This is a genomic window from Craterilacuibacter sp., from assembly GCF_051659485.1.
Classification (GTDB): Bacteria; Pseudomonadota; Gammaproteobacteria; order Burkholderiales; family Chromobacteriaceae; genus Craterilacuibacter.
Genome location: NZ_JBOFOO010000079.1, coordinates 1 through 21,720 on the forward strand (window position 1 = coordinate 1; position 21,720 = coordinate 21,720).

Sequence of the window (21,720 nt, forward strand, 5' to 3'; positions counted from 1 at the left end):
ACTCCAGCGTCAGCGCCCAGCCGCCCGAGCGGCGCATCCACTCGGTGGTGCCCATGCCGTAACGCGGATCGGTATTGAGCTGAATCTGGCGCGAGTCGGCCTCGCCAAAGTGCTCCACCCGCCGCTTCACCCCCAGCGCATAGGTCGACAGCCAGCCATCCACCGCACGATTTACCCCCAAACAGCGTGCCAGCTCCTCTTCCTTGGCCGCATGGACAAACGGTTCGAGTTCGCCGCGATTGTCGTGCGGCCCCATAAACACAAAAGCCTGTCCCTTGGACTGGAAGGAATGCAGATCAAGCAGCACATCGTGCTGTGCCAATAGCGGGCACAGCCAGTTGGCGATGCGGTCTTCGAACTCAAGGGGGATCTCGGTCGGTGACAGATTACGGTTGAGGTTGCGCTCACCCGAGCGCTCGCCCTTGTTGTAGGCCAGCGGATTGGTCACCGGCACCAAGGTTACGCAGCCTTGCTTGAGCACGCGTGCGCCGCTCTCGAATTCGGCCAGCAAACGGCGGATACCCAAGGTGCCGCAAACCTCGTTACCGTGCACGGCGCCCAGCACGATTAAGCGCGGACCGGCTTGGGGAGAGGCAAATTGGTAGGATGAAAATTGCAAAGGGATAGACATGGTGCGCTCGCAGTTTGGCAATCCCCAGAAGATAAACCGGATCACCACATCATGCCAATGCAGTTAGCACGCCCAAGTTCCCGCAAATCAGCCTGCGCTTGCCCTGAATCCCTAGCCTGGTGATGCCTGCCCGCAAAAAAAGCCCGCAACTTTGGCGGGCTTTTCAAGGAAACAGATGGGCTTAGCGCTTCAGCCTTGCCAACGCTTCCGCCATCGCATTATTGGCCGGCGCCTTTTCCACTGCCTTGCCCTTGCCGCCACGCGGGGCATCGCTGCGACCAGCCGGTGCACTGGAACGCTGGGCACCAGGCTCGTCACTCATGCGCATGGTGAGCGCGATGCGCTTGCGCGCGACCTCCACCTCCAGCACCTTGACCTGCACCACATCGCCGGCCTTGACCACGGTACGCGGATCATCGACAAACTTATTGGACAAGGCGGAAATATGCACCAGCCCGTCCTGATGCACGCCGATATCGACAAAGGCACCGAAGTTGGTGACATTGGTGACGCAACCTTCCAGCACCATGCCCGGCTGCAGGTGTTTGATGTCTTCCACTCCGTCCTGAAAGGTTGCGGTCTTGAACCCGGGGCGCGGATCGCGGCCGGGCTTCTCCAGCTCTTTGAGGATATCGAGCACGGTTGGCAGACCGAAGCGCTCATCGGTGTAATCGCTGGCATGCAGTGCCTTGATCGCACCGGCATCGCTGATCAGCTCGGACACGGCCCGGCCGGTACGCAGCACAATCTTCTCGACCACCGGATAGGCTTCCGGATGCACCGACGAGGCATCCAGCGGATTGTCGCCACCGCGTATGCGCAAGAAACCCGCAGCCTGTTCGAAGGTTTTTTCACCCAGACGCGGCACTTTCAATAGTGCCTTGCGGCTCTTGAAGGCACCGTTGGCATCGCGGTAGGCCACAATATTGGCGGCCAAGGTCGCATTCAGGCCCGAGATGCGGGTCAGTAGCGGCACCGAGGCCATATTCACATCGACACCAACCGCGTTGACGCAGTCTTCCACCACCGCATCCAGGCTGCGTGCCAGCTGGCTCTGGTTGACATCATGCTGGTACTGGCCGACACCGATGGACTTGGGGTCTATCTTCACCAGCTCGGCCAGCGGGTCCTGCAGGCGGCGCGCGATAGATACCGCACCGCGCAAGGAAACATCCAGCGCCGGAAATTCGCGTGCCGCCAGCTCGGATGCCGAATATACCGAGGCACCGGCCTCGGACACCACCACCCGCGTCATCGCCAATTGCGGCATGGCACGGGTCAGCTCTTCAGCCAGCTTGTCGGTTTCGCGGCTGGCGGTGCCGTTGCCGATGGCGATCAAATCGACATGATGGCGCGCTGCCAGTGCCGCCAGCGTGGCCAGCGAGCCGTTCCAGTCACGACGCGGCTCGTGCGGATAAACGGTGGCCGTGTCCAGCAGCTTGCCGGTGGCGTCGACCACCGCGACTTTCACGCCGGTGCGTATGCCCGGATCCAGCCCCATGGTGGCACGCGGTCCGGCAGGCGCCGCCAGCAACAGATCATGCAGGTTGCCGGCAAACACCTTGATCGCCTCGGCATCGGCGGCGTCTTTCAGCCGGCCCAACAGCTCCAGTTCCAGCGACAGGAAGATCTTGGCACGCCAGCACAGGCGCACGCCATCCAGCAGCCATTTGTCTGCAGCGCGTCCCTTGTCGGCCACACCGAAGCTACCGGCGATCAGGCCTTCATAAGCCGAACGCTCGGTAACCGGCGTTTCGTCCGGCTGGTATTTCAGTGCCAGCGTCAGTACGCCCTCGTTGCGCCCGCGCAGCAAGGCCAGCGCGCGGTGCGACGGCGTGCTGCGGATAGGCTCGCGATGGGCAAAGTAATCGGAGAATTTGGCGCCTTCCGCTTCCTTGCCGGCGACCACCACGCCGGCAAGCTCACCCTCTTTCCACAGCTTGTCGCGCAAAGTGCCCAGTAGCACGGCATCTTCGGCAAAGCGTTCGATCAGGATGGCGCGGGCGCCGTCCAGTGCCGCCTTTACGTCGGCCACACCCTTATCGGCGGCGACATAGGCGTCAGCGGTTTCTTCCGGAGACTGCGCCGGGTTGGCCAGCAGGCTGTCGGCCAAGGGCTCCAGACCGGCTTCACGCGCAATCTGGGCGCGGGTACGGCGCTTGGGCTTGTACGGCAGATACAGGTCTTCGAGCAGGGTCTTGTTGTCGGCCGCCATAATGGCCGCCTCCAGCGCCGGGCTCAGCTTGTCCTGCTCGGCAATGCTCTTGAGTATGGTGTCGCGGCGGGCATCAAGCTCGCGCAGGTAAACCAGACGCTCGGCCAGGAGGCGCAACTGGGTGTCGTCCAGACCCCCGGTCACTTCCTTGCGGTAGCGGGCGATAAAGGGCACGGTCGCGCCCTCGTCTATCAATTCAACAGTCGCGACAACTTGCGCCTCGCGGACATTCAGTTCGGCAGCCAAGCGGCTGGCAATAGACTTGATCATGCGGCTTTTCTGTCTTGGCGAAGAAAAGCCGCTACTGTACCGGCAGGAAGCGCCTGCGCCAATCTTTTAGCAGCAGGAAACCCGCAGCCACACGCCATAAAATCCGGGCACATAGCCACGCTTTAGCATCAGCAGCACAATTCCATGCCTGGCCCAGCGAGTGTCAAGCCGCGCAGGCACGAACAAATGCATCAACCAAGGGTGCAGACTGTCCTTGTAAAGCAGCACGCTCGGGCTGGAACAAGGTGGCAACAAAGAAAGGATGGGCATCCAGTTCGATAGCGCGGATTTCAGCGGTAGCATCATCGGCAGCCGCACGCAAGGGTCCTGCCAGCAATGCAGACTGAAACTGGGGATTCAGCCCAAAGCGACAACGATAAGCTTCGTTTATTTCGCGCAGTCCGTACGCTGTGCTGATACGGCGCCCAGGCCATAGCCGTATCGTTTCGGTGACTTCAACCAACGCACACGCCAAGGGTGAAATCACGGCACGCGCAGCATCCGGCGTCGTTTCTGCATGCTCGGCATCATCCCAGCCCAGTACATTGCGGGCGTACTCAAGCACCGCATGCTGAAAACCGCCACAAGTACCCAAAAACGGCACTTCGGTTTCGCGCGCATGGCGGATGGCTAGCAGTGCACCTTCCATATTGCGATAAGGACTGGCCGGTACGCACCACACCCCATCGAAACCGGAAATGCGTGTAGCCGCAATAATTTCCGTAGTGGGGATCCACTCGAAACCGACTTCGATACCACATGCTTCGCCGGCGCTTTGCAGTGCTAGCGGAATGGCCCTGTGAGCAGGCACCGATGCGCTGTAATCGCCAACCAGAGCGATGCTGACGCGGTTTTTCATGCCCCTACCTTCCATTTACTCGCCAAATACAAGATTTGATACCTTTAGAGCGCAGACAACAAAAAACACACACCTCACGCCGGATGATGATGCATGCTTGGCGCGGAAAAAGCATACGGCACAGAACGCTTCAGACCGAATCGCCCAACTTCAGCCAGACTTGCGCCTCTTCTACCGTTTCGAAATGGTGCGACTTGGCATCGGACAGCATGCCGGCAATATGCGTCGCCAGCTTGATCCACACATCCTCGACCACCAGCGCGATACGACCGAAGTTCTCTTCGTGCGCACGCATGAATTTCACTTCTTCCAGCGCCATATCGATGGTGAAGTCCTTGAGTTCGGACAAATCCAGCAATATATCCGGCTTGCCATGTTCGCCGGAACGCTTCATCAGCGCTTCTTCGAACAGCTTGAAGTCGGCCAGCGTAAACTCGCCATACAAGGCCACATCAAGGCCATAGTCCTGCTCGCGGATGGAAATCATGCGGTATACCTCCTGAAGTCATTCATGCAGTTAACATTCTAACGCCGACTGGCGAGCATGCCACTGATCACGATCAATATAATTGCGCCGGCAGACGGCAGCGACAAAGACTCGTCCCATAACAGCACACCCAGCAAGGTGGAAAACACCACGGTCAGATACGACAAATTAGCCGCTGCCAGCTTGCTGCCCAGCCGGTAAGCGCGGGTCATCGCCAGCTGGGCGATAGTCGCCGTGATCCCCATCCCGGCTACCAGCAGCATGGTATGGCCATCCATGCCCTGCCAGCCTTCCAGCGTCACCAGTACCGTGCCGCCCAGCGTCGCGACCAGTGCAAAATAGAACACGATGCGCCATTCAGGCTCACCCAGTCGCGCCAACTCCCGTACATGCAGGTAAGACCAGCCGGCCAGCAAACCGGAACAGAGCCCCAGCAAGCCGACAAACCAGGCGTCACTGGCCAGTGTCGGACGCAATAGCAGTACGACGCCGCCAAAACCCAGCGCCAGCGCCATCAGCGCACGTGAAGACAGCTTTTCGCACAGCAGGACGACCGACAGCAAAGCGAGAAACATCGGCGAGGTATAGTTGAGCGTGACGGCAGTAGCCAGCGGCAGATGGGCAATGGCATAAAAATAAAACAGCAGCGAGGTATAGGCCAGCACCCCTCGCTTGAGGTGGCGGCCAAGGCAAGGCGTGGCAAAACGCTGGCCCTTGAGCAAGGCAGGAATCCCCAGCAGCAGCACGCCGCTCAGGGTCCGCCAAAACACCAGCGCGGTAGACGACAAGCTGGCCGAACCCAGTTTGACAAACACGCCCATCATGGCAAAAAAAACGGCCGCCACGACCATCCAGCCAGCCCCCAGAGAAAACCCCCGCAAGCCGATGGGTAAAAAATACTTATTCATGGTGTTCCAGAAAAATTGAGGACTTCAGCGCCGCGCCGCCAGCACCCCGGACAGAATCACCAGCGTAATAGCCAGCAGGCTATCCGCCCCCATGGGTTCCCCCCACAAGACGGCACCGAACAAGGCGGAAAAGACCACGGTCACATAGGCGAGGCTCGCCACCAGAAAGCGCCGCCCTTCCTGATACGCGCGGGTCATCGCCAGTTGGCCGGCCAGCCCGAATAGTGCAATGCCCAGCACCGGCAGGATGTTATCCGCGCTCAGCGTGGTAAAACCCGGACCACACAGCAGGAGTAGCAAACCAAAACCGCTGGCAATCCAGAAAAACCAGAATACCGTGCGCCACGACGGCTCGCCCAACTGCCCCAGCTCCCGCACCTGAAACACCGCCAGCCCCGCGCACACGCCTGAGCCCAAGCCGATCAGGGTCGCGAGCCAGGCATCCGAATCAAAACCGGGCTTGAGCAGCAGAACCATGCCGGCAAAACCCAAAGCCAGCGCCAGCACCAACATGGGGGTCGGCCGGTCGCGCAGCTTGAGCATGCACAACAGCACAAAGAACAGCGGTGACGTGTAGTTCAGGGTAATAGCCGTCGACAGCGGCAGATGGCTTAGCGCATAAAACAGCATCGCCATCGAAACATAACCTATGCTGCTGCGTTTCAGGTGCGCCGGGAAATTCGCAGTAAGCGGCGACTGGCCGCGCAGCCACATAACGGCAGACAGCGCTATGGCACCCAGCAAGGTGCGCCAAAACAAAAGTTCGGTCGAGGGGAAAGAACGGGCGCCTATTTTGACGAAGACCCCCATCAGGGCGAACGATAGCGCGGCCAGCACCATCCAGCCGGCCCCCAGCCGGCCCTCACGCAGACGCAGCCACAGTGCCAGTCTCGGGCTGACGGTCATACTCACGGCGGGCCTCGTTTGCCGTTCAGCGAAAATTTGAGACACAAACTGGAGAAAGGCTGGCGGTAACGCTTGAACTCGGACGCATTGGCACTGCAGTCGGCTTCAAATAGCCGGCGCGATGCGGTATCCAGCTGCAAGACTTTCTGATGGCGGCGCACAATCCACAAACCGTTCTGGACATTCTCGCTTTCGCGATAATCCAGCAGCAAACGCCCGGTCTTCTCATCCAGTTCGATACGGCTGGCCGCTTCACGCCCGCCACTGGCCTTGCGGTAAGGCTTGGCCAAACGCTGCAAGGTCTCGCGCTTGCCCAAGCGCCGCATCAGAAATACGGCGCGCGCATCGCCGCGCTCCCTATCCTCCATGCGTCGGGGCAGGACTAACAGGCTGCGACGCTTTTTTTCGTTTTTGACACTGAGTTTCCACTGTGCCGGCAGCTCAAAAGATAAAGGCCAGACCGTATCGCGATAAGGCGCAGCCCAAGCCGTAAACGGCAGGCAGCACAACAGGAAAAACAACAGAAACCGACGCGGCATAACAGGGGGATAGGCTTTATAAAGGGTGGCGGAAAAGCCCGCACAGCGCCATTCTGCCTCAAACACTACTTATGACACCAGAAAATACGCGACAAAAGTGGCCTCGCCTCGGGCCGGCTAGCCATCACCTGCCGTATCAGTCCAAAAAATATCTCTTTGTCGTAATTAGGCGTTTGTTTTAAAGTTGGTCCACAAATACAAGCGTTGATAATAAAAAACAAACGAACGAGGAGACACACCATGTCAATACAAGCTATCACCGAATGGTTTATTCCGGAGCCTATCCGCCAGCAGCAAGAGTTGCTGATACGTGCACGCACCATTATCAGCGCAGCGCTGACCGCCGGCCTGATCGCCCCGCTGTTTGCCCTGTCCTATTACAAGCTCAACCACACGGCCATGGCCGATGGCATCATGGCCGGCGGCATCGCCTTACTCGCCGGCGCCCTGATACTCAAGCTAACCGGCATGCTCAGGCTGGTCAGCGAATACACGGCACTTTGCATGCTGGCCATGGTCAGCTGGATGGTGTTTGTCAACGGCGGCATCATGTCGACCAGTATCATGTGGTACGCCGCTGTCCCTATGGCCGCCGTTTTTATCGGTGGTCGTATTTCCGGCATGGTGTGGGCCGTACTGACCATGGTCGCCATCGGCATTATGCTGCTGCTATCGACAGATGCCGGCTGGCTGCCAGCCAACCCCATCGCCCATACCGAATTCCCTAAACTGCAGGCCAAGTCGCTAGTTGGGCTGACACTCACCGTTTTTATCCTGTCGCTCTCTTTCGAGCGAGCCAAGTCGCGCGGCTTCGAAAAACTGGAAGAGGCGCGCAGGGAAGCCGAAACCGCCACACAGGCCATGCAAGACATGATGGAGCAAGTGACGCGCTCTATTCAGGCCGCTACCGGTGAAAGCCACGACATTGCCAGCAGCTCGACACTGATGGCACGCACCATGTCCGAACAGCGCCAGCGAACCGAAATGATGGCGAGCGAAACAAGACAAATGTCCGGTATGACGCAGCATAACGCCGCGGAATCACAGCGGGCGGCGATGATGGCGCAAGCAGCAGGTACGGCAGCGAGCGAAAGTGGTACGAGCATGGACGCCGCCGTGCTTCAGCTCAATCAGGCACGAGCCGTCATTGATGCAGCAGCGACCAAGCTGGAGGTACTGGGTCAGCGTAGCACCGAGGTAGACGGCATCGTACAGATGATCAGGGAGATCGCTGACCAGACCAACTTGTTGGCACTCAATGCCGCCATTGAGGCCGCTCGCGCCGGTGAATTCGGCCGCGGCTTCGCCGTTGTCGCTGACGAGGTCAGAAAGCTGGCTGAACGTACGCAAAAAGCCACGCTGGATATAGGCAGCAAAATACAGCTGATTCAGGAAGGCACCCAGTCATCGATTGTTGCCATGCGCGAGGGTAATAGCCAGATGCGTGCGGGACGCGAATACACACTGTCTGCACAAGAAAAACTGACGGGAATGATAGACAGCACACTGGAACTGGCTCGCCTGCTGCAAACGGTATCCGCTGCAGAAATGCAGCAGAATGAAGGATTCAGCCATTTTTCCGGCAATATTGCATCGGTAGACAATGCCAGCCGTGCCTTATCGGCGGAAACCGAAACGATAGCCCATGCTACACAAAGTCTGGACAAGTTAATGGCCGAGCTAGGGGCGTTAATATCCACGTTTCAGGCGCGATCCATGAATAAGACCACCCCGTCCATTCAGGACATGGAACCACGCTATAGCCTGCGCCCAGCATAAACCCGTGCAGTCCTTGTTGCGAGGACTGTACGGCATAAAAATAGCCATAGCTGGGGTTTCACCCCCATCAAGCATGATTAAAAGCAAGGTTTACACGATTCCCCCTCGCTTTTTCAGCTGCATGCTCTACAGTAAATGCAGGATCTGGCTCTCCCTTACAGGGTGTAGGGTTCTTGCACAGCAAGCTGTTTTTCCTTGGGGCGTCGTGGTTCCCCCTTGCCACGGCGCTTCTTTTTTGCCTGCAAGAAATGCCAGTATGCAATGACATACAATTGCATGCTAGTGAAGCACTGCTTACACTGCCCGATCTGAATCCTACCGGAATGCCCGATGAGCGCGCCCATTTACCAATACGCCCCACTTGCCCTGAATGGGCAGGCTCTGCCTTTCAGCCAGTTTGAAGGCCAAGTGCTATTGATCGTCAATACTGCAAGCGAATGCGGTTTTACCCCGCAATACACCGCACTGGAAGCCCTGTTCCAGCGCTATCGCGAGCGCGGGCTGACTGTCATCGGCTTTCCCTGCAACCAGTTTGGCAATCAGGAGCCCGCTTCTGCCACAGAAATCGGTGCGTTCTGTCAGAAAAACTTCGGCGTCACCTTCCCGCTTATGGACAAAATCGACGTCAACGGCAAGGCGGCCAGCCCCCTGTGGCAGTATCTGAAGGCAGAAAAACCGGGCTTACTTGGCTTGCCGGCCATCAAGTGGAACTTCACCAAATTCCTGATCGACCGCCAAGGCCAGGTCATCAAGCGTTTTGCCCCGCAGACCACACCGGAATCACTAGCCAGCGACATCGAAGCCCTGTTGTAACCGATGAAAACCTGCCGCTTTATAGAAGCGGCAGGTTTCATCAAGCCCCTTCGAAACCGGCCAGCACATTGACGGCATTGATCCCAATAGGCTCAACCGCATAGCCGCCTTCAAAGCAGAACTGGGTCGGTATCCCCAAACGCGACAGGCGCGCCCCCATGCGGGTAAAGTCATCGTGCTGCAGTGCGAAACGTGAAATCGGATCGCCCTCGTAGGTATCGACCCCTAATGAAATCACCAAGGCATCCGGGGCATAAGCGGCAATACGGGCACAGGCTGCATCCAGTGCCGCAAACCAGGTCGGGGCATCGGTACCGGCACTCAGCGGATAATTGACGTTATACCCCAAGCCCTCGCCTTCGCCTTCTTCGTCGGCAAACCCGAGAAAAAACGGGTATTCGCTACGCGGGTCGCCGTGTATAGACAGGAACAGCACATCGGCACGCTGGTAGAAGATGTCCTGCGTACCATTGCCGTGATGGTAATCGACATCCAGCACCGCCACGCGGCGGGCGCCGCCGTCACGCAAGCGCTGCGCGGCAATAGCGGCATTATTGAAGTAGCAATAGCCGCCACAGTAATCACGCGCGGCGTGATGGCCAGGCGGACGCGTCAGCGCGAACACGGCCTTGTCTCCGGCTAACAGGCGATCCGCCGCCGTCAATGCCACATTCGCGGCACCGGTAATGGCAGGCCAGGTACCTGCCGTCAGCGGCGTACCTGCATCCATGGAGTAATAACAGAGCTGGCCTTCTACATGCTCGGGAATCTTGCTGCGTAAACGCCGCACCTGCCACATTTTGGGCAAGGCATCCCAATCGCGCCCGCTTGCCGACCAGCGCTGCCAGGCATCTTCCCAAAAGCGCACATAGCCCTCATCGTGCACTTTGAGAATGGGATCGAGGCCATGGACTTGCGGAGGAAGCACCTCGCCCAGCGCAGTGGCAATTACCCGTTCCAGCACCATATCGGCGCGGGAAGGTTTTTCAAAGCTGGGGGTCAGCGTACCGTTGTAGAGTTCGGCTCGGCCTTGGTGCAGGCGGTGGTCATCGGTATAGACAGTCAGCATGGCTTTTCCTGACGCAGAAAAAACATCATGCTGCGCTGATTTTGATCGTCAGGTCAAACACGGCATTCACCCTGTTTGAGCCTGCGCAACAGTAGTTTTAAGCGATATCGCCATCCACGTAAAACCAGCGCCCATCCTCGAACACAAAGCGGCTGTTTTCCTGCAGCCGCTGCGCCCGCCCCCCCACTTTGTAGCGTGCGACAAATTCGACCCGACCCACGGTGTCGCCGGGCACACCCTGCTCCAGAGCGACAATATCCAGACCCAGCCATTTCACCGGGTCTTCATCCAGCGCAAGGCATTCAGGACGGGTAGAGGGATGCCAGCTGCCCAACAGGTAGGCCTCGTCTTTTTTGACGTAAGCGCTATAGCGCGAACGCATCAGCGCCTGCGCACTGTACGCAATCGCGGCGCCGTTCAGATAGGGTGCGCAACACGCAGCAAATGCCAGACCACTGCCACAAGGGCAGGAATCGGCCGGAACAGGGGTTTTCATTGCAAAGGCGGAAGGCTGTAAACCTTCATCAGGAAATTGGTAAAGGCGGGATCAGCGGGGCGAGGGCTTAAATGCAGCCAGCGCCGTTGCCAGTTTTTCAGCATGTCGAACATGCGGTTGTGTGCACCGGATGGCGTCACCAGATTCGTATCCCGCGCCACAGCCAACTGCCGGTATTGACGGAATACCTCATCATCCACACTATTACGCCCGACCCATGCCAGACGCGCACGGCCCAGCGCATCAGCCGCCTGCGTGCGGTTCATCCGGCTAGCCTTGACTTCTTCAGCCAGCCGATTGGCTTCGAACAACAGGCGTTCGCTATTGCCTTGTGTCGCCGGTGCGACAATTTCAGGTTTTGGCTTAGGCGTAATGGTGACCGGCGTAGCGGACTTGAAAGGATCAAATCCGGCGCAGCCGGCCAGCAGCAAGGCCGAGGCGAGAACAGGAAGCAGAAGTGGTTTCATGCTCCCCATTCTATACGACCACGCCACATCTGCCAGCCCAAGCCTCATGCCAGATCTTCAAACAGGGGTGTAGACAGGTAACGCTCGCCAAACGAAGGCACAATCACCACAATCAGCTTGCCGGCGTTTTCACTCTTGCGCGCCAGTTGCAGCGCCGACCAGACGGCAGCACCGGACGAGATGCCGACCAGCAGACCTTCTTCTTTGGCCAGTGCCCGCGCCGTAGCGAAGGCATCGTCATTCTTGACGCGAATCACTTCGGCGTAAATGGCAGTGTCCAGAATGGCAGGTACGAAGCCTGCCCCTATGCCCTGCAAGGGGTGCGGCCCCTTGGTGCCACCGGACAGTACCGGCGACGCATCCGGCTCGACTGCGACCACGCGCACGCCCGGTTTGTGCTCTTTCAGGAAAGAACCCACACCGGTAATGGTGCCGCCGGTACCGACGCCGGAGACAAAAATATCAAGCTGACCGTCGGTATCGCGCCAGATTTCCTCAGCCGTGGTGCCGTAATGAATGGCGGGGTTGGCGGGATTTTCAAACTGCTGTGGCATGAAGTGGGTATCGGGATGGGCATCCACCAGTTCGCGCGCCCTGGCAATCGCCCCGCCCATACCCTCAGGCCCCGGCGTCAGGATCAGTTCGGCACCGTAGGCTTTTAGCAACATGCGCCGCTCGCGGCTCATGGTTTCCGGCATGGTGATCACCAGCTTGTAGCCGCGCGCTGCGCACACCATGGCCAGACCGATACCGGTATTCCCCGAGGTCGGCTCCACAATTACCGTATCCGGACCGATTTTTCCGGCTTTTTCTCCGGCATCTATCATCGCCACCGCAATACGGTCCTTGACCGAATGCGCAGGATTGTAAAATTCGAGTTTGACGACCACATCGGCCACACAGCCTGCAGTCACGCGATTAAGCTTGACCAGGGGCGTGTTACCTATCAGGTCGGTTACCGTATTGGCGATGCGCATAAACTGCCTCTCCTAAGTAGAATGAGCGGATACCGCTGGTGCACACATCTTAAACAGAATAACAACATCAAACATAATATCTATTTTTTATAAGAAAGAAACCAAGTCTCTCCCTATGCAACAAGAACCCCTGATTCCGCTGCAAGGCTGGCGCCGCAAGCTGTACATCATCATCTTCGAAGCCGACACCCGCGCCGGTCGCACATTCGATATTCTGCTGCTGCTCGCCATCGTCGCATCGGTGCTATGCGTGATGCTGGAAAGCGTTGCCGGCATCCGCAACAGTTACGGCACGCAGCTGAAGGTACTGGATGTGCTGTTTGCCCTGTTTTTTACCGTCGAATACATCTTGCGCCTGGTCTGCGTACACAAGCCCATACGCTACGCCAGAAGCTTTTTCGGCATCATCGACCTGCTGGCGGTGCTGCCCTTCTATCTGGGCCTGTTCATTCCCGGCAGCCACTTCCTCGCCGACATCCGCATCCTGCGCCTATTACGCCTGTTCCGTATCTTCAAGCTGACCCACTATATCGGTGAAGCGCAGCAACTGCGGCGCGCGCTGATGGCCAGCCGCCGCAAGATCACCATTTTTCTGGCCACCGTCATTTCGCTGGTCATCATTCTGGGGACGCTGATGTATTTGATCGAAGGCCCCGAGCATGGTTTTACCAGCATCCCGCAAAGCATCTACTGGGCCATCGTCACCCTGACCACGGTCGGCTTTGGCGACATCACGCCCAAGACGGTCGCAGGGCAGGCGCTGGCCAGCCTGGCCATGATCATGGGCTACGGCATCATTGCCGTGCCGACCGGCATTGTCACCGCCGAGCTCGCCCGAAACCACAACGCCTCTCCGGAGGTGCATTCGGGCACGCGTTTGTGTCCGCACTGCTTCACCGAAGGGCATGACTGGGATGCACTGTACTGCAAGCATTGCGGCGGCACGCTGCCGCGCCCGGCCAAGGATGTGGCGAGCTGAATCAGCGCGCGGGCAGCCCCCGCGCCCGCAAAATGGTACGCACCAGTTGCTCGCATGCCTGTGCCAGCAACGCGGGCGTCTGCGCCATCGCCTCGGCCAGCGTCATCGGCCCGCTACACAGCGAAACACAGCCATCGAATGCCGCCGCCAGCTGACCGGCAGCATCCGGCCTTAGCGCCCCCGACACCAGCGACACCGGCACACCGGCTGCGCGTGCCCACTGCGCCACTGCAAACGGCGCCTTGCCCGACAGCGTTTGCACATCACTGGCGCCCTCGCCGGTCAATACCCAGTCAGTACTCGCGAGTGCCGGATACAGACCGGTATGCGCAGCTAGCGCGCCAGCCCCCGGCAGGCGCCGCCCTCCCAGCCATGACAAGGCCCAGCCCATGCCACCGGCCGCACCGGCGCCCGGCAGGCGGGCCAGAGTCTCAGCGCCGGCCAGCATGGCCACTCTTGCCAGCAGGGCATCAAGTTCAAACACATCGGCGGCCTGCAAGCCTTTTTGCGGACCAAAAACGGCGGATGCCCCCCGTTCACCAACAAGCGGATTATCGACATCGGACCAGACTTCAATACCAACACCCGCCAAACACGGGTGCAGTGCCGAGGCATCGATGCCCGCTACCGCGAGCAAGCCATTCGGACAGGGTGCCAGCATCCGTCCCTTAGCATCCAGAAAACGGACACCCAATGCCGCAAGCAAACCGGTGCCGCCATCATTGGTGGACGAGCCACCCAACGCCAGCGCCAAGCGTGTGGCGCCCTGCTCCAGCGCATCGCGCATCAGCTCGCCGACACCAAAACTGCTGCGCTCCAGCACCGGCACGCCCGGCGCATCCGACAGGGGTACGACCTGTGCAACTTCAATCAGCGCACTGCCGTCGGGCAGACGCAGATAAGCTGCCTTCCGCGGCCGTCCGCCTGCATCCTGCACCACCCGCGCGCACCACTGTCCGCCGATCGCGGCGTATACCGCATCCAGCGTGCCCTCACCGCCATCGGCCATGGGTTTGAGCATCACGACGGCGTCAGGATCCGCCCGGCGCACACCAGTTGCCATTGCCGCCGCGACCTCGGCGGCAGCCAGCGAACCCTTGAAGCTATCGGGAGCGATTAGCCAGCGCATCGTACTCTCCACAAAAAAGGCCATTCTATGCCATGATTCTGGCAGACAGGCACGCCCTGCTGGACTTGGCAGCATGGCGACCGGAAACTGGCAAGCCAAGCTATGCAAAAGGAGCAAGAATATGCAATTAGTGTGCCCGGCCTGCGCCGCCAAAAACCGCGTACCCGATGCCCGCCTGCGTGACGCGCCAAAATGCGGAAAATGCGGACAGGCACTGATGGCCGCTGAGCCCGCCACCTTGAATGATGCCTCGCTGCCGGCGTTTATTGCCGGCACACAGCTACCGGTACTGGTCGACTTCTGGGCCACATGGTGCGGCCCGTGCCAAACGATGGCACCACAGTTCGCAGCCGCCGCCCGGCAGGCGCCAGAAATACGTTTTGCCAAGGTCGATAGTGATGCAGCCGCGCAGGCATCGGCGCACTACGCCATCCGCAGCATCCCCACCCTATTGCTATTCAAGGACGGACGCGAAATCGCTCGCCACAGCGGCGCTATGCCGGCGACACAGATCCTCGCCTGGGCGCGCGCTGCGCTGGCAGGCGCAGGCTGACTACGCCTTTTCCAATCCCAAGCACCGAGGCCCTGTCGCATGAAAACCTGGCATATGTACCTGTTAAGCCTGTTACTACTCGCCCCGCTGCCGGCGCTAGCCGACAATGAAATCCGGCAGCAAGCCCTTGTTTTCAAAAAAGGAATGAGCAGTACCCAAGTCAAGGGACAGCTCAAGGGCTACCAGACTATCGACTACCAACTGCGCGCACGCGCGGGGCAAAAGATACGCATCGACTTCGCACCAAGCAATCGTTCCGCCTACTTCAACCTGAACCCGCCGGGCTCGGAACAGGCACTATTTATCGGCGCGACGCGGGGCGATCATTACGCGGGTGTACTGCCTGCCGACGGCGTCTACACCCTACGCGTCTATCTGATGCGTAATGCGGCGCGGCGCAATGAAACTACGCGCTACACACTCAAGGTCGGCATAGACCCGGCCGTACAAGCGCCCAGCCATGCCCCCGCAGCGGCGGCTTTCGACAAGGTATTGAGCCTGCAAGGCATCAGCTTTCACGTCATGGCAGGCAATGAAGGCTCACTCAATCAGCTCACCATCATCCCGTCCGGACTCAAGGGCAGCAATGCCCCCATCAAGCGCGAAATCGACGGCAGCGTCAGTGGCGCCGAGATAGAAGACCTCAATGCCGACGGCTCGCCCGAGCTCTATGTCTATGTTAATTCGGCCGGCAGCGGCAGCTATGGATCGCTCGTTGCCTACGCAGCCAACCGCATAAAATCGCTCAGCGAAATCAGCCTGCCGGATCTGGCTACCGACAAAAAACTGTCGCCAGGCTATCAGGGGCATGATGCCTTCGCTGTCGGCGAGGGACGGTTGCTGCGTCGTTTCCCTATTTATCAGGAAGGCGATATCAATGCCAAGCCAACTGGCGGCATGCGCCAGATCCAGTACCGTCTGGTGCCAGGCGAAGCGGGTTGGCAATTGAAAGCAGACAAGGTAGTGACGTACTGAAAACATCAAGAGAGGTGGTTTAAAGCAAGAAAGGGCCGCCATCCGGCGGCCCTTTCCAAGCGTGCATCAATAGATAAAGCGCGCCTTCAGATTGCCCAGCATAAAGGTGTCGACGATGGACTCGGCACGCTCACGCGCACCGCCACGCTTGTGGCCTTTTTTCGCCACAATCAGTTCGTTCTTCATCGAGTGTTCCCAGCCGACCAGCTCGGTCACCGTCAGCTGGTAGCCATGCGACTCCAGTAGCAGGCAACGCAATACATTGGTGAGCTGGCTGCCGAACTCGCGGGTGTGGATGCCATGGCGCACGATTTCCCCCAGCGGGGTGCCGGCCAACAGCCGGGCCTTGACCTGACGCAGTTCGGCAGCCACCTCGGCCTGACAGCACGGCACCAGCACGATATATGGCGCGTTCTTTTCCAGCGCAAAGCGGATGGCATCATCGGTGGCGGTATTGCACGCATGCAAAGCGGTGACAATGTCGACCTGCTTGCCGATGGCAGAGTCAGAAATCGACTCGGCTACCGTCTCGTTGATAAAACGCATGCGCGCAAAACCCAGACGCTCGGCCAGCGCGGCGGTGGTCTTGACCAGTTCTTCGCGTGTCTCGATGCCGATGACCTCGCCGGTATTCAGCGCCTTGAGCACCAGATCGTACAAGATGAAACCGAGATAAGACTTGCCGGCACCGTGGTCGACGATGGTGACATCGCCCTTTTCTGCCACCACTTCGCGGATCAAGGGCTCGATAAACTGCACCAGATGGTAAACCTGCTTCAGCTTGCGGCGGCTGTCCTGATTGAGCTTGCCATCACGGGTCAGGATGTGCAGCTCTTGCAATAGTTCGACTGACTGTTCGGGCTTGATGTCGTAATTCTGTGCCATGAAGGTCTTTCTTAGATGGGCTGTGCGCTCAGAGTGTGCGATGGCGTCTCGTATTCGCGCTGCGCGGCAATGACGGCCAGCTCATAGCGCCCCAGACGCGCGGTTTCTTCCAGTACGCCGTAAACGGCGGCGGCACAGTGTTCCAGCGCGGCTTTAAGGTTCTTGCCGGATAGAAGGCCGACCAGAAACAGGCCGGAGGTCATATCGCCAACACCGACCGGGTCGCGAGCAAAATCGAAGATGGGGCGCGCGATCAGCCAGGCTTCATCTTGCGACACCACCAGCATTTCGAAATGTCCGGGATGCTTGTCAGCGTAGTGCAGATGCTTGACCAGCACCACGCGCGGGCCCATCAGCAGTACCGCACGGGCCGCCGCGACGATATCGGCCAGCGTAGGCAAGCTGTGACCGGCAATGATTTCCAGCTCCAGCTGATTGGGCGAAACAATATCGGCCAAAGGCAGCGCCTCGTTGACCAAAAATTCCGCCACACCGGGGGCAACAATACAGCCCTTGGCCGGGTGACCCATCACCGGGTCGCAGTGATACAGCGCTGCCGGATTGGCCACCTTCACTTGGCGCACCGCATCCAGTATCTGGGCGCCCTGTTCGGCACTACCGATATAGCCGGACAATACCGCGCTACATTCATGCAGCGCATCAATGGCAGCGATTCCGCTGGCCAGTTCGCTGATCTCGGACGATGGCATCACCATGCCGGCCCAGTGCCCGTACTGGGTATGATTGGAAAACTGCACGGTATGTAGTGGCCAGACATTGGCCCCCATGCGCTGCATCGGGAATACGGCTGCACTATTGCCGGCATGGCCGTACACCACATGCGACTGGATGGACAGGATGTTCATATTTTTGCTCCGGCACTTGCGAGCCACTCTAAATGGAAAAGCCCGCCGGCAATGGCGGGCAGGCATTGCAGGATGGGTTACGGCCTTTGACCTAACCCATCCTACCCAACACACCAGTCTTAGCGGATGACCGGCTTGTAACGGATACGCTTGGGCTTGGCACCCTCTTCACCCAGACGCTTACGCTTGTCGGCTTCGTATTCCTGATAGTTGCCGTCAAAGAAGGTCCACTGCGACTCGCCTTCCGCCGCCAGAATATGGGTGGCGATACGGTCGAGGAACCAGCGATCGTGCGAAATCACGAACACGGTACCGGCATACTCGAGCAAGGCATCTTCCAGCGCACGCAGGGTTTCTACGTCAAGGTCGTTGGATGGTTCGTCCAGCAGCAGGACATTGCCGCCCTTGAGCAGGGTCTTGGCCATGTGCAGGCGGCCACGCTCACCCCCGGACAGCATGCCGACCTTCTTCTGCTGGTCTGCACCCTTGAAGTTGAAGCGTCCCAGATAAGCACGGCTGGACATCTCGAACTTGCCGACGGTAATCAGGTCGTTGCCGTCCGCCACATCCTGGAATACGGTTTTTTCGCTGCTCAGCTCTTCGCGGCTTTGCGCCACGTACGCCATCTGCACCGTCTGGCCGATCTTCACTGCACCGGAATCCGGTGTTTCCTGCCCGGCAATCATCTTGAACAGCGTCGACTTACCGGCACCGTTGGGGCCGATAATGCCGACAATCGCGCCGGCCGGCGCCTTGAAGCTCAGATTATCGATCAACAGGCGGTCACCAAAGCCCTTGGACACGCCATCGAATTCGATAACTTCATTCCCCAGACGCTCGGCCACCGGAATAAAGATTTCCTGTGTCTCGTTACGCTTCTGGTGTTCGAACGACGACATTTCCTCGAAGCGGGCAATACGCGCCTTGGACTTGGCCTGACGCCCTTTCGGGTTCTGGCGTACCCACTCCAGTTCCTGCTTCATCGCCTTCATGCGCGCGCCTTCGCTCTTGGATTCCTGCTCCAGACGCGCTTCTTTTTGCTCCAGCCAGCTGGAGTAGTTACCCTTCCACGGAATGCCTTCGCCACGGTCGAGTTCCAGAATCCATTCGGCCGCATTGTCGAGGAAGTAGCGATCGTGGGTGACCGCAACCACGGTGCCGGGGAAGCGCACCAGAAACTGTTCCAGCCATTCAACCGACTCGGCATCCAGGTGGTTGGTCGGTTCATCCAAGAGCAGCATATCGGGCTTGGACAGCAACAGCTTGCACAGCGCGACGCGGCGCTTTTCACCACCGGACAAGGGGCCGATCTTGGCATCCCATGGCGGCAGGCGCAACGCATCGGCAGCCAGTTCCAGCTGCAGCTCGACGTTATCACCGGCACCGGCCGAGATAATGGCTTCCAGCTTGCCCTGCTCTTCGGCCAAGGCATCAAAGTCGGCATCGGGTTCGGCGTAGGCGGCGTAGACCTCTTCCAGACGCTTTTGTGCGCCCATCACTTCGCCCATGCCGCTTTCGACTTCTTCGCGCACGGTTTTTTCTGCGTCCAGCTCCGGCTCCTGCGCCAGGTAGCCGACCTTGACGCCGGGCATATGCTGGACTTCGCCTTCGTACTCTTTATCCACGCCGGCCATGATGCGCAGCACGGTAGACTTGCCGGAGCCGTTCAGACCCAACAGGCCGATCTTGGCGCCGGGAAAGAAAGACAGCGAAATATCCTTGATGATCTTGCGCTTGGGTGGCACGACTTTGCTCACACGGAGCATGGACATTACATATTGGGCCATGGTGTTCGGTATCCGGCTAATGCGAAAACATGCAGTTTACCAAAATCGGCCGGACAAAAGAAAACCGCGCACCAATAGGCACGCGGTTTAATGATAAAGAATAAAGGCTTAGTGGTTATTGGCGGCGGCGGCACCAATACCGGTCTGGGCACGCACCAGCTGGTCATCGAATGCAGCGCGTTCTTTCTTGGCCTGCGCGCTCGAATCCAGCATCGATACAATCATCGTCACAGCGAACGCCAGCGGCATCGAGAACAGCGCCGGATGGTCATACGGGAAGATGGCTGCTTCATGCCCCAGCACCGTCACCCATACCGATGGCGACAATACCACCATAACCACGGCCGAAATCAGGCCGGTGAAGCCACCCAGCAATGCACCGCTGGTGGTCAGACCCTTCCAGTACATCGACAGGATCAGGATAGGGAAGTTCGCCGAAGCGGCGATACCGAAAGTCAGCCCCACCAGGAAAGCCACGTTCATGTTCTCGAATAGAATGCCGAGAATAATGGCCAGCACTCCCAACACGATGGCCGCGATCTTGGAGACCTTGATCTCGGTTTTTTCATCGGCCTTGCCGCCGCAGATCACATTGGCGTAAATATCGTGCGAGATCGACGAAGCACCGGCCAGCGCCAGACCCGACACCACCGCCAGAATGGTCGCGAAAGCGACGGCAGACAAAAATCCGAAGAACAGATTACCGCCAACGGCATGCGCCAGATGCATGGCAACCATATTGCCGCCACCTGCGATCTTGCCAGTCAAATCACCACCAACAAAATACTGCGGGTTGGTGCCGACAATGACCATGGCGGCAAAGCCCAGCGTACACACCACCACAAAGAAGAAGCCGATAAAACCGGTGGCGACAAAAACCGATTTACGCGCTTCACGTGCATTAGGCACGGTAAAGAAACGCATCAGGATATGCGGCAGGCCGGCAATACCGAACACCAGACCCAGCGACATGGAAGCTGCATTGACTGGATCAGCCAGCATCGAGCCCGGTGCCATGATGCCCTGGCCATTCTTGTGCACCTCGATGGCGCGCTGCGCCAGCGTTTCGTAGCTGAAGCCAAACTCGCTCATCGCCATAATGGCTAGCGTCGTACCACCGGCCAGCAGCAGGACCGCCTTGATGATCTGCACCCAGGTGGTGGCAATCATGCCGCCAAAGGTCACATACAACATCATCACCACGCCAACAATCACCACCGCAACCGGATAATCCAGACCGAACAACAGCTTGATCAACTGCCCGGCACCCACCATCTGTACGATCAGATAAAAGCAGACTACAGTCAGCGAACCGAAGGCAGCAAAGGTACGTATCTTCTTCTGGTCGAGGCGATAAGACGCAATATCGGCAAAAGTGTATTTACCCAGATTGCGCAGGCGCTCTGCGATCAGGAAGGTCACCACCGGCCAGCCGACGAAAAAGCCCACCGTATAGACCAGGCCGTCGTAACCCTTGGCAAATACCATGGACGACAAGCCCAGCAGGGTCGCGGCCGACATATAGTCGCCGGCAATCGCCAGACCGTTCTGGAAACCGGTAATGCCGCCACCGGCGGTATAAAAGTCGGATGCCGACTTGGTGCGGCGCGCGGCCCACCAAGTGATCACCAGGGTACCGGCGACGAAGATGAAGAACATCGCGATCGCGGTCAGGTTCAAGGGCTGTTTTTCTGCCGCTTCAACGGCAGGCCCGGCCAGCGCCAGCGCCGGCAGCAGGGCAAGGGAAGTCAGTATTTTTTTCATTGACGCGCTTCCTCGACAATTTCAGCGTTCAGGCGGTCAAACTCGCTATTGGCACGGCGTACATACAGGCCGGTGCACGCCCAGGCAAAAAAGATAATAAAAACGCCAATAGGGACACCAATCGACAGCACCCCACCCTCGAACAGCGGTGTAGCCAAGAATTCTGGCCCCATGCCGACCAGCAGCATAAAACTGTAATACACAGCCAAGACCAGCGCGGTCAGACCCCAAGCAGTACGTGAGCGCTTGGATGCCAACTCACGGTATTTCGGATTGGACCGGATACGGTCATTCAGATTGTTGGACATGTTTTCTCCTGAGTTTGCAAAGCAGCATAGGGGGTAACCCTATGCCATCCTGGCTTCG

The 21,720-nt window shown here is 58.7% G+C and carries 21 protein-coding genes and 1 pseudogene; 5 read left to right on the forward strand and 17 right to left on the reverse strand.

Annotated features, from left to right (window positions below):
- From ACRC1E_RS02685 to ACRC1E_RS02715, 7 genes and pseudogenes are all read right to left on the reverse strand, one after another.
- A pseudogene (locus tag ACRC1E_RS02685) lies at positions 1 to 631 on the reverse strand (succinylglutamate desuccinylase); the annotation flags it as partial.
- 181 nt (positions 632 to 812) lie between these two features.
- On the reverse strand, positions 813 to 3,116 hold the full coding sequence (locus tag ACRC1E_RS02690; RefSeq protein WP_438513564.1) for a Tex family protein: 2,304 nt from the start codon (positions 3,114 to 3,116) through the stop codon (positions 813 to 815).
- 163 nt (positions 3,117 to 3,279) lie between these two features.
- Positions 3,280 to 3,975 carry a CTP synthase C-terminal region-related (seleno)protein gene (locus ACRC1E_RS02695; RefSeq protein WP_438513565.1) on the reverse strand — a complete coding sequence of 232 codons (696 nt, stop codon included), beginning with the start codon at positions 3,973 to 3,975 and terminating at the stop codon, positions 3,280 to 3,282.
- A 130-nt stretch (positions 3,976 to 4,105) separates the two neighbouring features.
- Positions 4,106 to 4,462 carry an STAS/SEC14 domain-containing protein gene (locus ACRC1E_RS02700; protein ID WP_438513566.1) on the reverse strand — a complete coding sequence of 119 codons (357 nt, stop codon included), beginning with the start codon at positions 4,460 to 4,462 and terminating at the stop codon, positions 4,106 to 4,108.
- A gap of 38 nt (positions 4,463 to 4,500) precedes the next feature.
- Complete coding sequence (locus tag ACRC1E_RS02705) at positions 4,501 to 5,370, reverse strand: DMT family transporter (protein ID WP_438513567.1); 870 nt, start codon at positions 5,368 to 5,370, stop codon at positions 4,501 to 4,503.
- A gap of 24 nt (positions 5,371 to 5,394) precedes the next feature.
- Positions 5,395 to 6,276, reverse strand: a complete 882-nt coding sequence (locus tag ACRC1E_RS02710; RefSeq protein WP_438513584.1) for a DMT family transporter — start codon at positions 6,274 to 6,276, stop codon at positions 5,395 to 5,397.
- Between the two features lie 2 nt (positions 6,277 to 6,278).
- A complete protein-coding gene (locus ACRC1E_RS02715; RefSeq protein ID WP_438513568.1) occupies positions 6,279 to 6,815 on the reverse strand; it encodes a hypothetical protein in 537 nt (178 codons plus the stop codon).
- A 240-nt stretch (positions 6,816 to 7,055) separates the two neighbouring features.
- On the opposite strand from ACRC1E_RS02715, the gene ACRC1E_RS02720 reads away from it, so the two are divergent.
- Both ACRC1E_RS02720 and ACRC1E_RS02725 read left to right on the forward strand, forming a co-directional pair.
- Positions 7,056 to 8,594 (forward strand): methyl-accepting chemotaxis protein, encoded by a 1,539-nt coding sequence (locus tag ACRC1E_RS02720; protein WP_438513569.1) that lies wholly within the window; start codon positions 7,056 to 7,058, stop codon positions 8,592 to 8,594.
- A gap of 330 nt (positions 8,595 to 8,924) precedes the next feature.
- Positions 8,925 to 9,407 (forward strand): glutathione peroxidase, encoded by a 483-nt coding sequence (locus ACRC1E_RS02725; RefSeq protein WP_438513570.1) that lies wholly within the window; start codon positions 8,925 to 8,927, stop codon positions 9,405 to 9,407.
- Between the two features lie 40 nt (positions 9,408 to 9,447).
- On the opposite strand, the gene ACRC1E_RS02730 is transcribed toward ACRC1E_RS02725, so the two are convergent.
- From ACRC1E_RS02730 to cysK, 4 genes are all read right to left on the reverse strand, one after another.
- Positions 9,448 to 10,476: a histone deacetylase family protein gene (locus ACRC1E_RS02730; protein ID WP_438513571.1), complete on the reverse strand. Its 1,029-nt coding sequence runs from the start codon at positions 10,474 to 10,476 to the stop codon at positions 9,448 to 9,450.
- Positions 10,477 to 10,573: 97 nt separating this feature from the next.
- On the reverse strand, positions 10,574 to 10,972 hold the full coding sequence (locus tag ACRC1E_RS02735; protein WP_438513572.1) for a YchJ family protein: 399 nt from the start codon (positions 10,970 to 10,972) through the stop codon (positions 10,574 to 10,576).
- Positions 10,969 to 11,439 carry a hypothetical protein gene (locus tag ACRC1E_RS02740; protein WP_438513573.1) on the reverse strand — a complete coding sequence of 157 codons (471 nt, stop codon included), beginning with the start codon at positions 11,437 to 11,439 and terminating at the stop codon, positions 10,969 to 10,971. Before ACRC1E_RS02740 ends, ACRC1E_RS02735 begins: the two co-directional genes overlap by 4 nt.
- Before the next feature lie 44 nt (positions 11,440 to 11,483).
- Complete coding sequence (gene cysK / locus ACRC1E_RS02745; protein WP_438513574.1) at positions 11,484 to 12,416, reverse strand: cysteine synthase A; 933 nt, start codon at positions 12,414 to 12,416, stop codon at positions 11,484 to 11,486.
- Positions 12,417 to 12,531: 115 nt separating this feature from the next.
- Here cysK and ACRC1E_RS02750 point away from each other — a divergent pair, with 115 nt between their 5' ends.
- On the forward strand, positions 12,532 to 13,395 hold the full coding sequence (locus tag ACRC1E_RS02750) for an ion transporter (protein ID WP_438513575.1): 864 nt from the start codon (positions 12,532 to 12,534) through the stop codon (positions 13,393 to 13,395).
- A gap of 1 nt (position 13,396) precedes the next feature.
- On the opposite strand, the gene ACRC1E_RS02755 is transcribed toward ACRC1E_RS02750, so the two are convergent.
- The gene (locus tag ACRC1E_RS02755) at positions 13,397 to 14,524 is read right to left on the reverse strand and encodes a glycerate kinase (RefSeq protein ID WP_438513576.1); all 1,128 of its coding nucleotides are present in this window, start codon (positions 14,522 to 14,524) and stop codon (positions 13,397 to 13,399) included.
- 121 nt (positions 14,525 to 14,645) lie between these two features.
- On the opposite strand from ACRC1E_RS02755, the gene trxC reads away from it, so the two are divergent.
- The gene (trxC, locus tag ACRC1E_RS02760; protein WP_438513577.1) at positions 14,646 to 15,077 is read left to right on the forward strand and encodes a thioredoxin TrxC; all 432 of its coding nucleotides are present in this window, start codon (positions 14,646 to 14,648) and stop codon (positions 15,075 to 15,077) included.
- A gap of 39 nt (positions 15,078 to 15,116) precedes the next feature.
- The gene (locus ACRC1E_RS02765; protein ID WP_438513578.1) at positions 15,117 to 16,052 is read left to right on the forward strand and encodes a PliI family lysozyme inhibitor of I-type lysozyme; all 936 of its coding nucleotides are present in this window, start codon (positions 15,117 to 15,119) and stop codon (positions 16,050 to 16,052) included.
- A 66-nt stretch (positions 16,053 to 16,118) separates the two neighbouring features.
- Here the strand turns inward: ACRC1E_RS02765 and ACRC1E_RS02770 are convergent, their stop codons facing one another.
- The 5 genes from ACRC1E_RS02770 to ACRC1E_RS02790 all read right to left on the reverse strand — a co-directional run bounded on the left by ACRC1E_RS02770 (position 16,119) and on the right by ACRC1E_RS02790 (position 21,662).
- Entirely contained in the window at positions 16,119 to 16,937 is an 819-nt protein-coding gene (locus ACRC1E_RS02770) for a class I SAM-dependent methyltransferase (protein WP_438513579.1), read from the reverse strand.
- Positions 16,938 to 16,948: 11 nt separating this feature from the next.
- Positions 16,949 to 17,803, reverse strand: a complete 855-nt coding sequence (gene pdxY, locus ACRC1E_RS02775; RefSeq protein WP_438513580.1) for a pyridoxal kinase PdxY — start codon at positions 17,801 to 17,803, stop codon at positions 16,949 to 16,951.
- Between the two features lie 119 nt (positions 17,804 to 17,922).
- Entirely contained in the window at positions 17,923 to 19,590 is a 1,668-nt protein-coding gene (gene ettA, locus ACRC1E_RS02780) for an energy-dependent translational throttle protein EttA (protein ID WP_438513581.1), read from the reverse strand.
- Positions 19,591 to 19,698: 108 nt separating this feature from the next.
- On the reverse strand, positions 19,699 to 21,354 hold the full coding sequence (locus tag ACRC1E_RS02785; RefSeq protein WP_438513582.1) for a cation acetate symporter: 1,656 nt from the start codon (positions 21,352 to 21,354) through the stop codon (positions 19,699 to 19,701).
- Positions 21,351 to 21,662 (reverse strand): DUF485 domain-containing protein, encoded by a 312-nt coding sequence (locus tag ACRC1E_RS02790; RefSeq protein WP_438513583.1) that lies wholly within the window; start codon positions 21,660 to 21,662, stop codon positions 21,351 to 21,353. The genes ACRC1E_RS02785 and ACRC1E_RS02790 overlap by 4 nt, the downstream gene beginning before the upstream one ends.
- Between the last annotated feature and the right edge of the window lie 58 nt (positions 21,663 to 21,720).

What these genes read in the sequence shown, in the direction of transcription:
- ACRC1E_RS02770 (WP_438513579.1), bottom strand. Translation starts at nt 16,937, where the DNA reads ATGGCACAGAATTACGACATCAAGCCCGAACAGTCAGTCGAACTATTG.
- cysK (WP_438513574.1), bottom strand. Translation starts at nt 12,416, where the DNA reads ATGCGCATCGCCAATACGGTAACCGACCTGATAGGTAACACGCCCCTG.
- ACRC1E_RS02790 (WP_438513583.1), bottom strand. Translation starts at nt 21,662, where the DNA reads ATGTCCAACAATCTGAATGACCGTATCCGGTCCAATCCGAAATACCGT.
- ACRC1E_RS02710 (WP_438513584.1), bottom strand. Translation starts at nt 6,276, where the DNA reads ATGACCGTCAGCCCGAGACTGGCACTGTGGCTGCGTCTGCGTGAGGGC.
- ACRC1E_RS02690 (WP_438513564.1), bottom strand. Translation starts at nt 3,116, where the DNA reads ATGATCAAGTCTATTGCCAGCCGCTTGGCTGCCGAACTGAATGTCCGC.
- pdxY (WP_438513580.1), bottom strand. Translation starts at nt 17,803, where the DNA reads ATGAACATCCTGTCCATCCAGTCGCATGTGGTGTACGGCCATGCCGGC.
- ACRC1E_RS02720 (WP_438513569.1), top strand. Translation starts at nt 7,056, where the DNA reads ATGTCAATACAAGCTATCACCGAATGGTTTATTCCGGAGCCTATCCGC.
- ACRC1E_RS02755 (WP_438513576.1), bottom strand. Translation starts at nt 14,524, where the DNA reads ATGCGCTGGCTAATCGCTCCCGATAGCTTCAAGGGTTCGCTGGCTGCC.
- ACRC1E_RS02695 (WP_438513565.1), bottom strand. Translation starts at nt 3,975, where the DNA reads ATGAAAAACCGCGTCAGCATCGCTCTGGTTGGCGATTACAGCGCATCG.
- ACRC1E_RS02730 (WP_438513571.1), bottom strand. Translation starts at nt 10,476, where the DNA reads ATGCTGACTGTCTATACCGATGACCACCGCCTGCACCAAGGCCGAGCC.
- ACRC1E_RS02750 (WP_438513575.1), top strand. Translation starts at nt 12,532, where the DNA reads ATGCAACAAGAACCCCTGATTCCGCTGCAAGGCTGGCGCCGCAAGCTG.
- ACRC1E_RS02785 (WP_438513582.1), bottom strand. Translation starts at nt 21,354, where the DNA reads ATGAAAAAAATACTGACTTCCCTTGCCCTGCTGCCGGCGCTGGCGCTG.
- ACRC1E_RS02715 (WP_438513568.1), bottom strand. Translation starts at nt 6,815, where the DNA reads ATGCCGCGTCGGTTTCTGTTGTTTTTCCTGTTGTGCTGCCTGCCGTTT.
- ACRC1E_RS02725 (WP_438513570.1), top strand. Translation starts at nt 8,925, where the DNA reads ATGAGCGCGCCCATTTACCAATACGCCCCACTTGCCCTGAATGGGCAG.
- ettA (WP_438513581.1), bottom strand. Translation starts at nt 19,590, where the DNA reads ATGGCCCAATATGTAATGTCCATGCTCCGTGTGAGCAAAGTCGTGCCA.
- ACRC1E_RS02765 (WP_438513578.1), top strand. Translation starts at nt 15,117, where the DNA reads ATGAAAACCTGGCATATGTACCTGTTAAGCCTGTTACTACTCGCCCCG.
- ACRC1E_RS02705 (WP_438513567.1), bottom strand. Translation starts at nt 5,370, where the DNA reads ATGAATAAGTATTTTTTACCCATCGGCTTGCGGGGGTTTTCTCTGGGG.
- ACRC1E_RS02735 (WP_438513572.1), bottom strand. Translation starts at nt 10,972, where the DNA reads ATGAAAACCCCTGTTCCGGCCGATTCCTGCCCTTGTGGCAGTGGTCTG.
- trxC (WP_438513577.1), top strand. Translation starts at nt 14,646, where the DNA reads ATGCAATTAGTGTGCCCGGCCTGCGCCGCCAAAAACCGCGTACCCGAT.
- ACRC1E_RS02700 (WP_438513566.1), bottom strand. Translation starts at nt 4,462, where the DNA reads ATGATTTCCATCCGCGAGCAGGACTATGGCCTTGATGTGGCCTTGTAT.
- ACRC1E_RS02740 (WP_438513573.1), bottom strand. Translation starts at nt 11,439, where the DNA reads ATGAAACCACTTCTGCTTCCTGTTCTCGCCTCGGCCTTGCTGCTGGCC.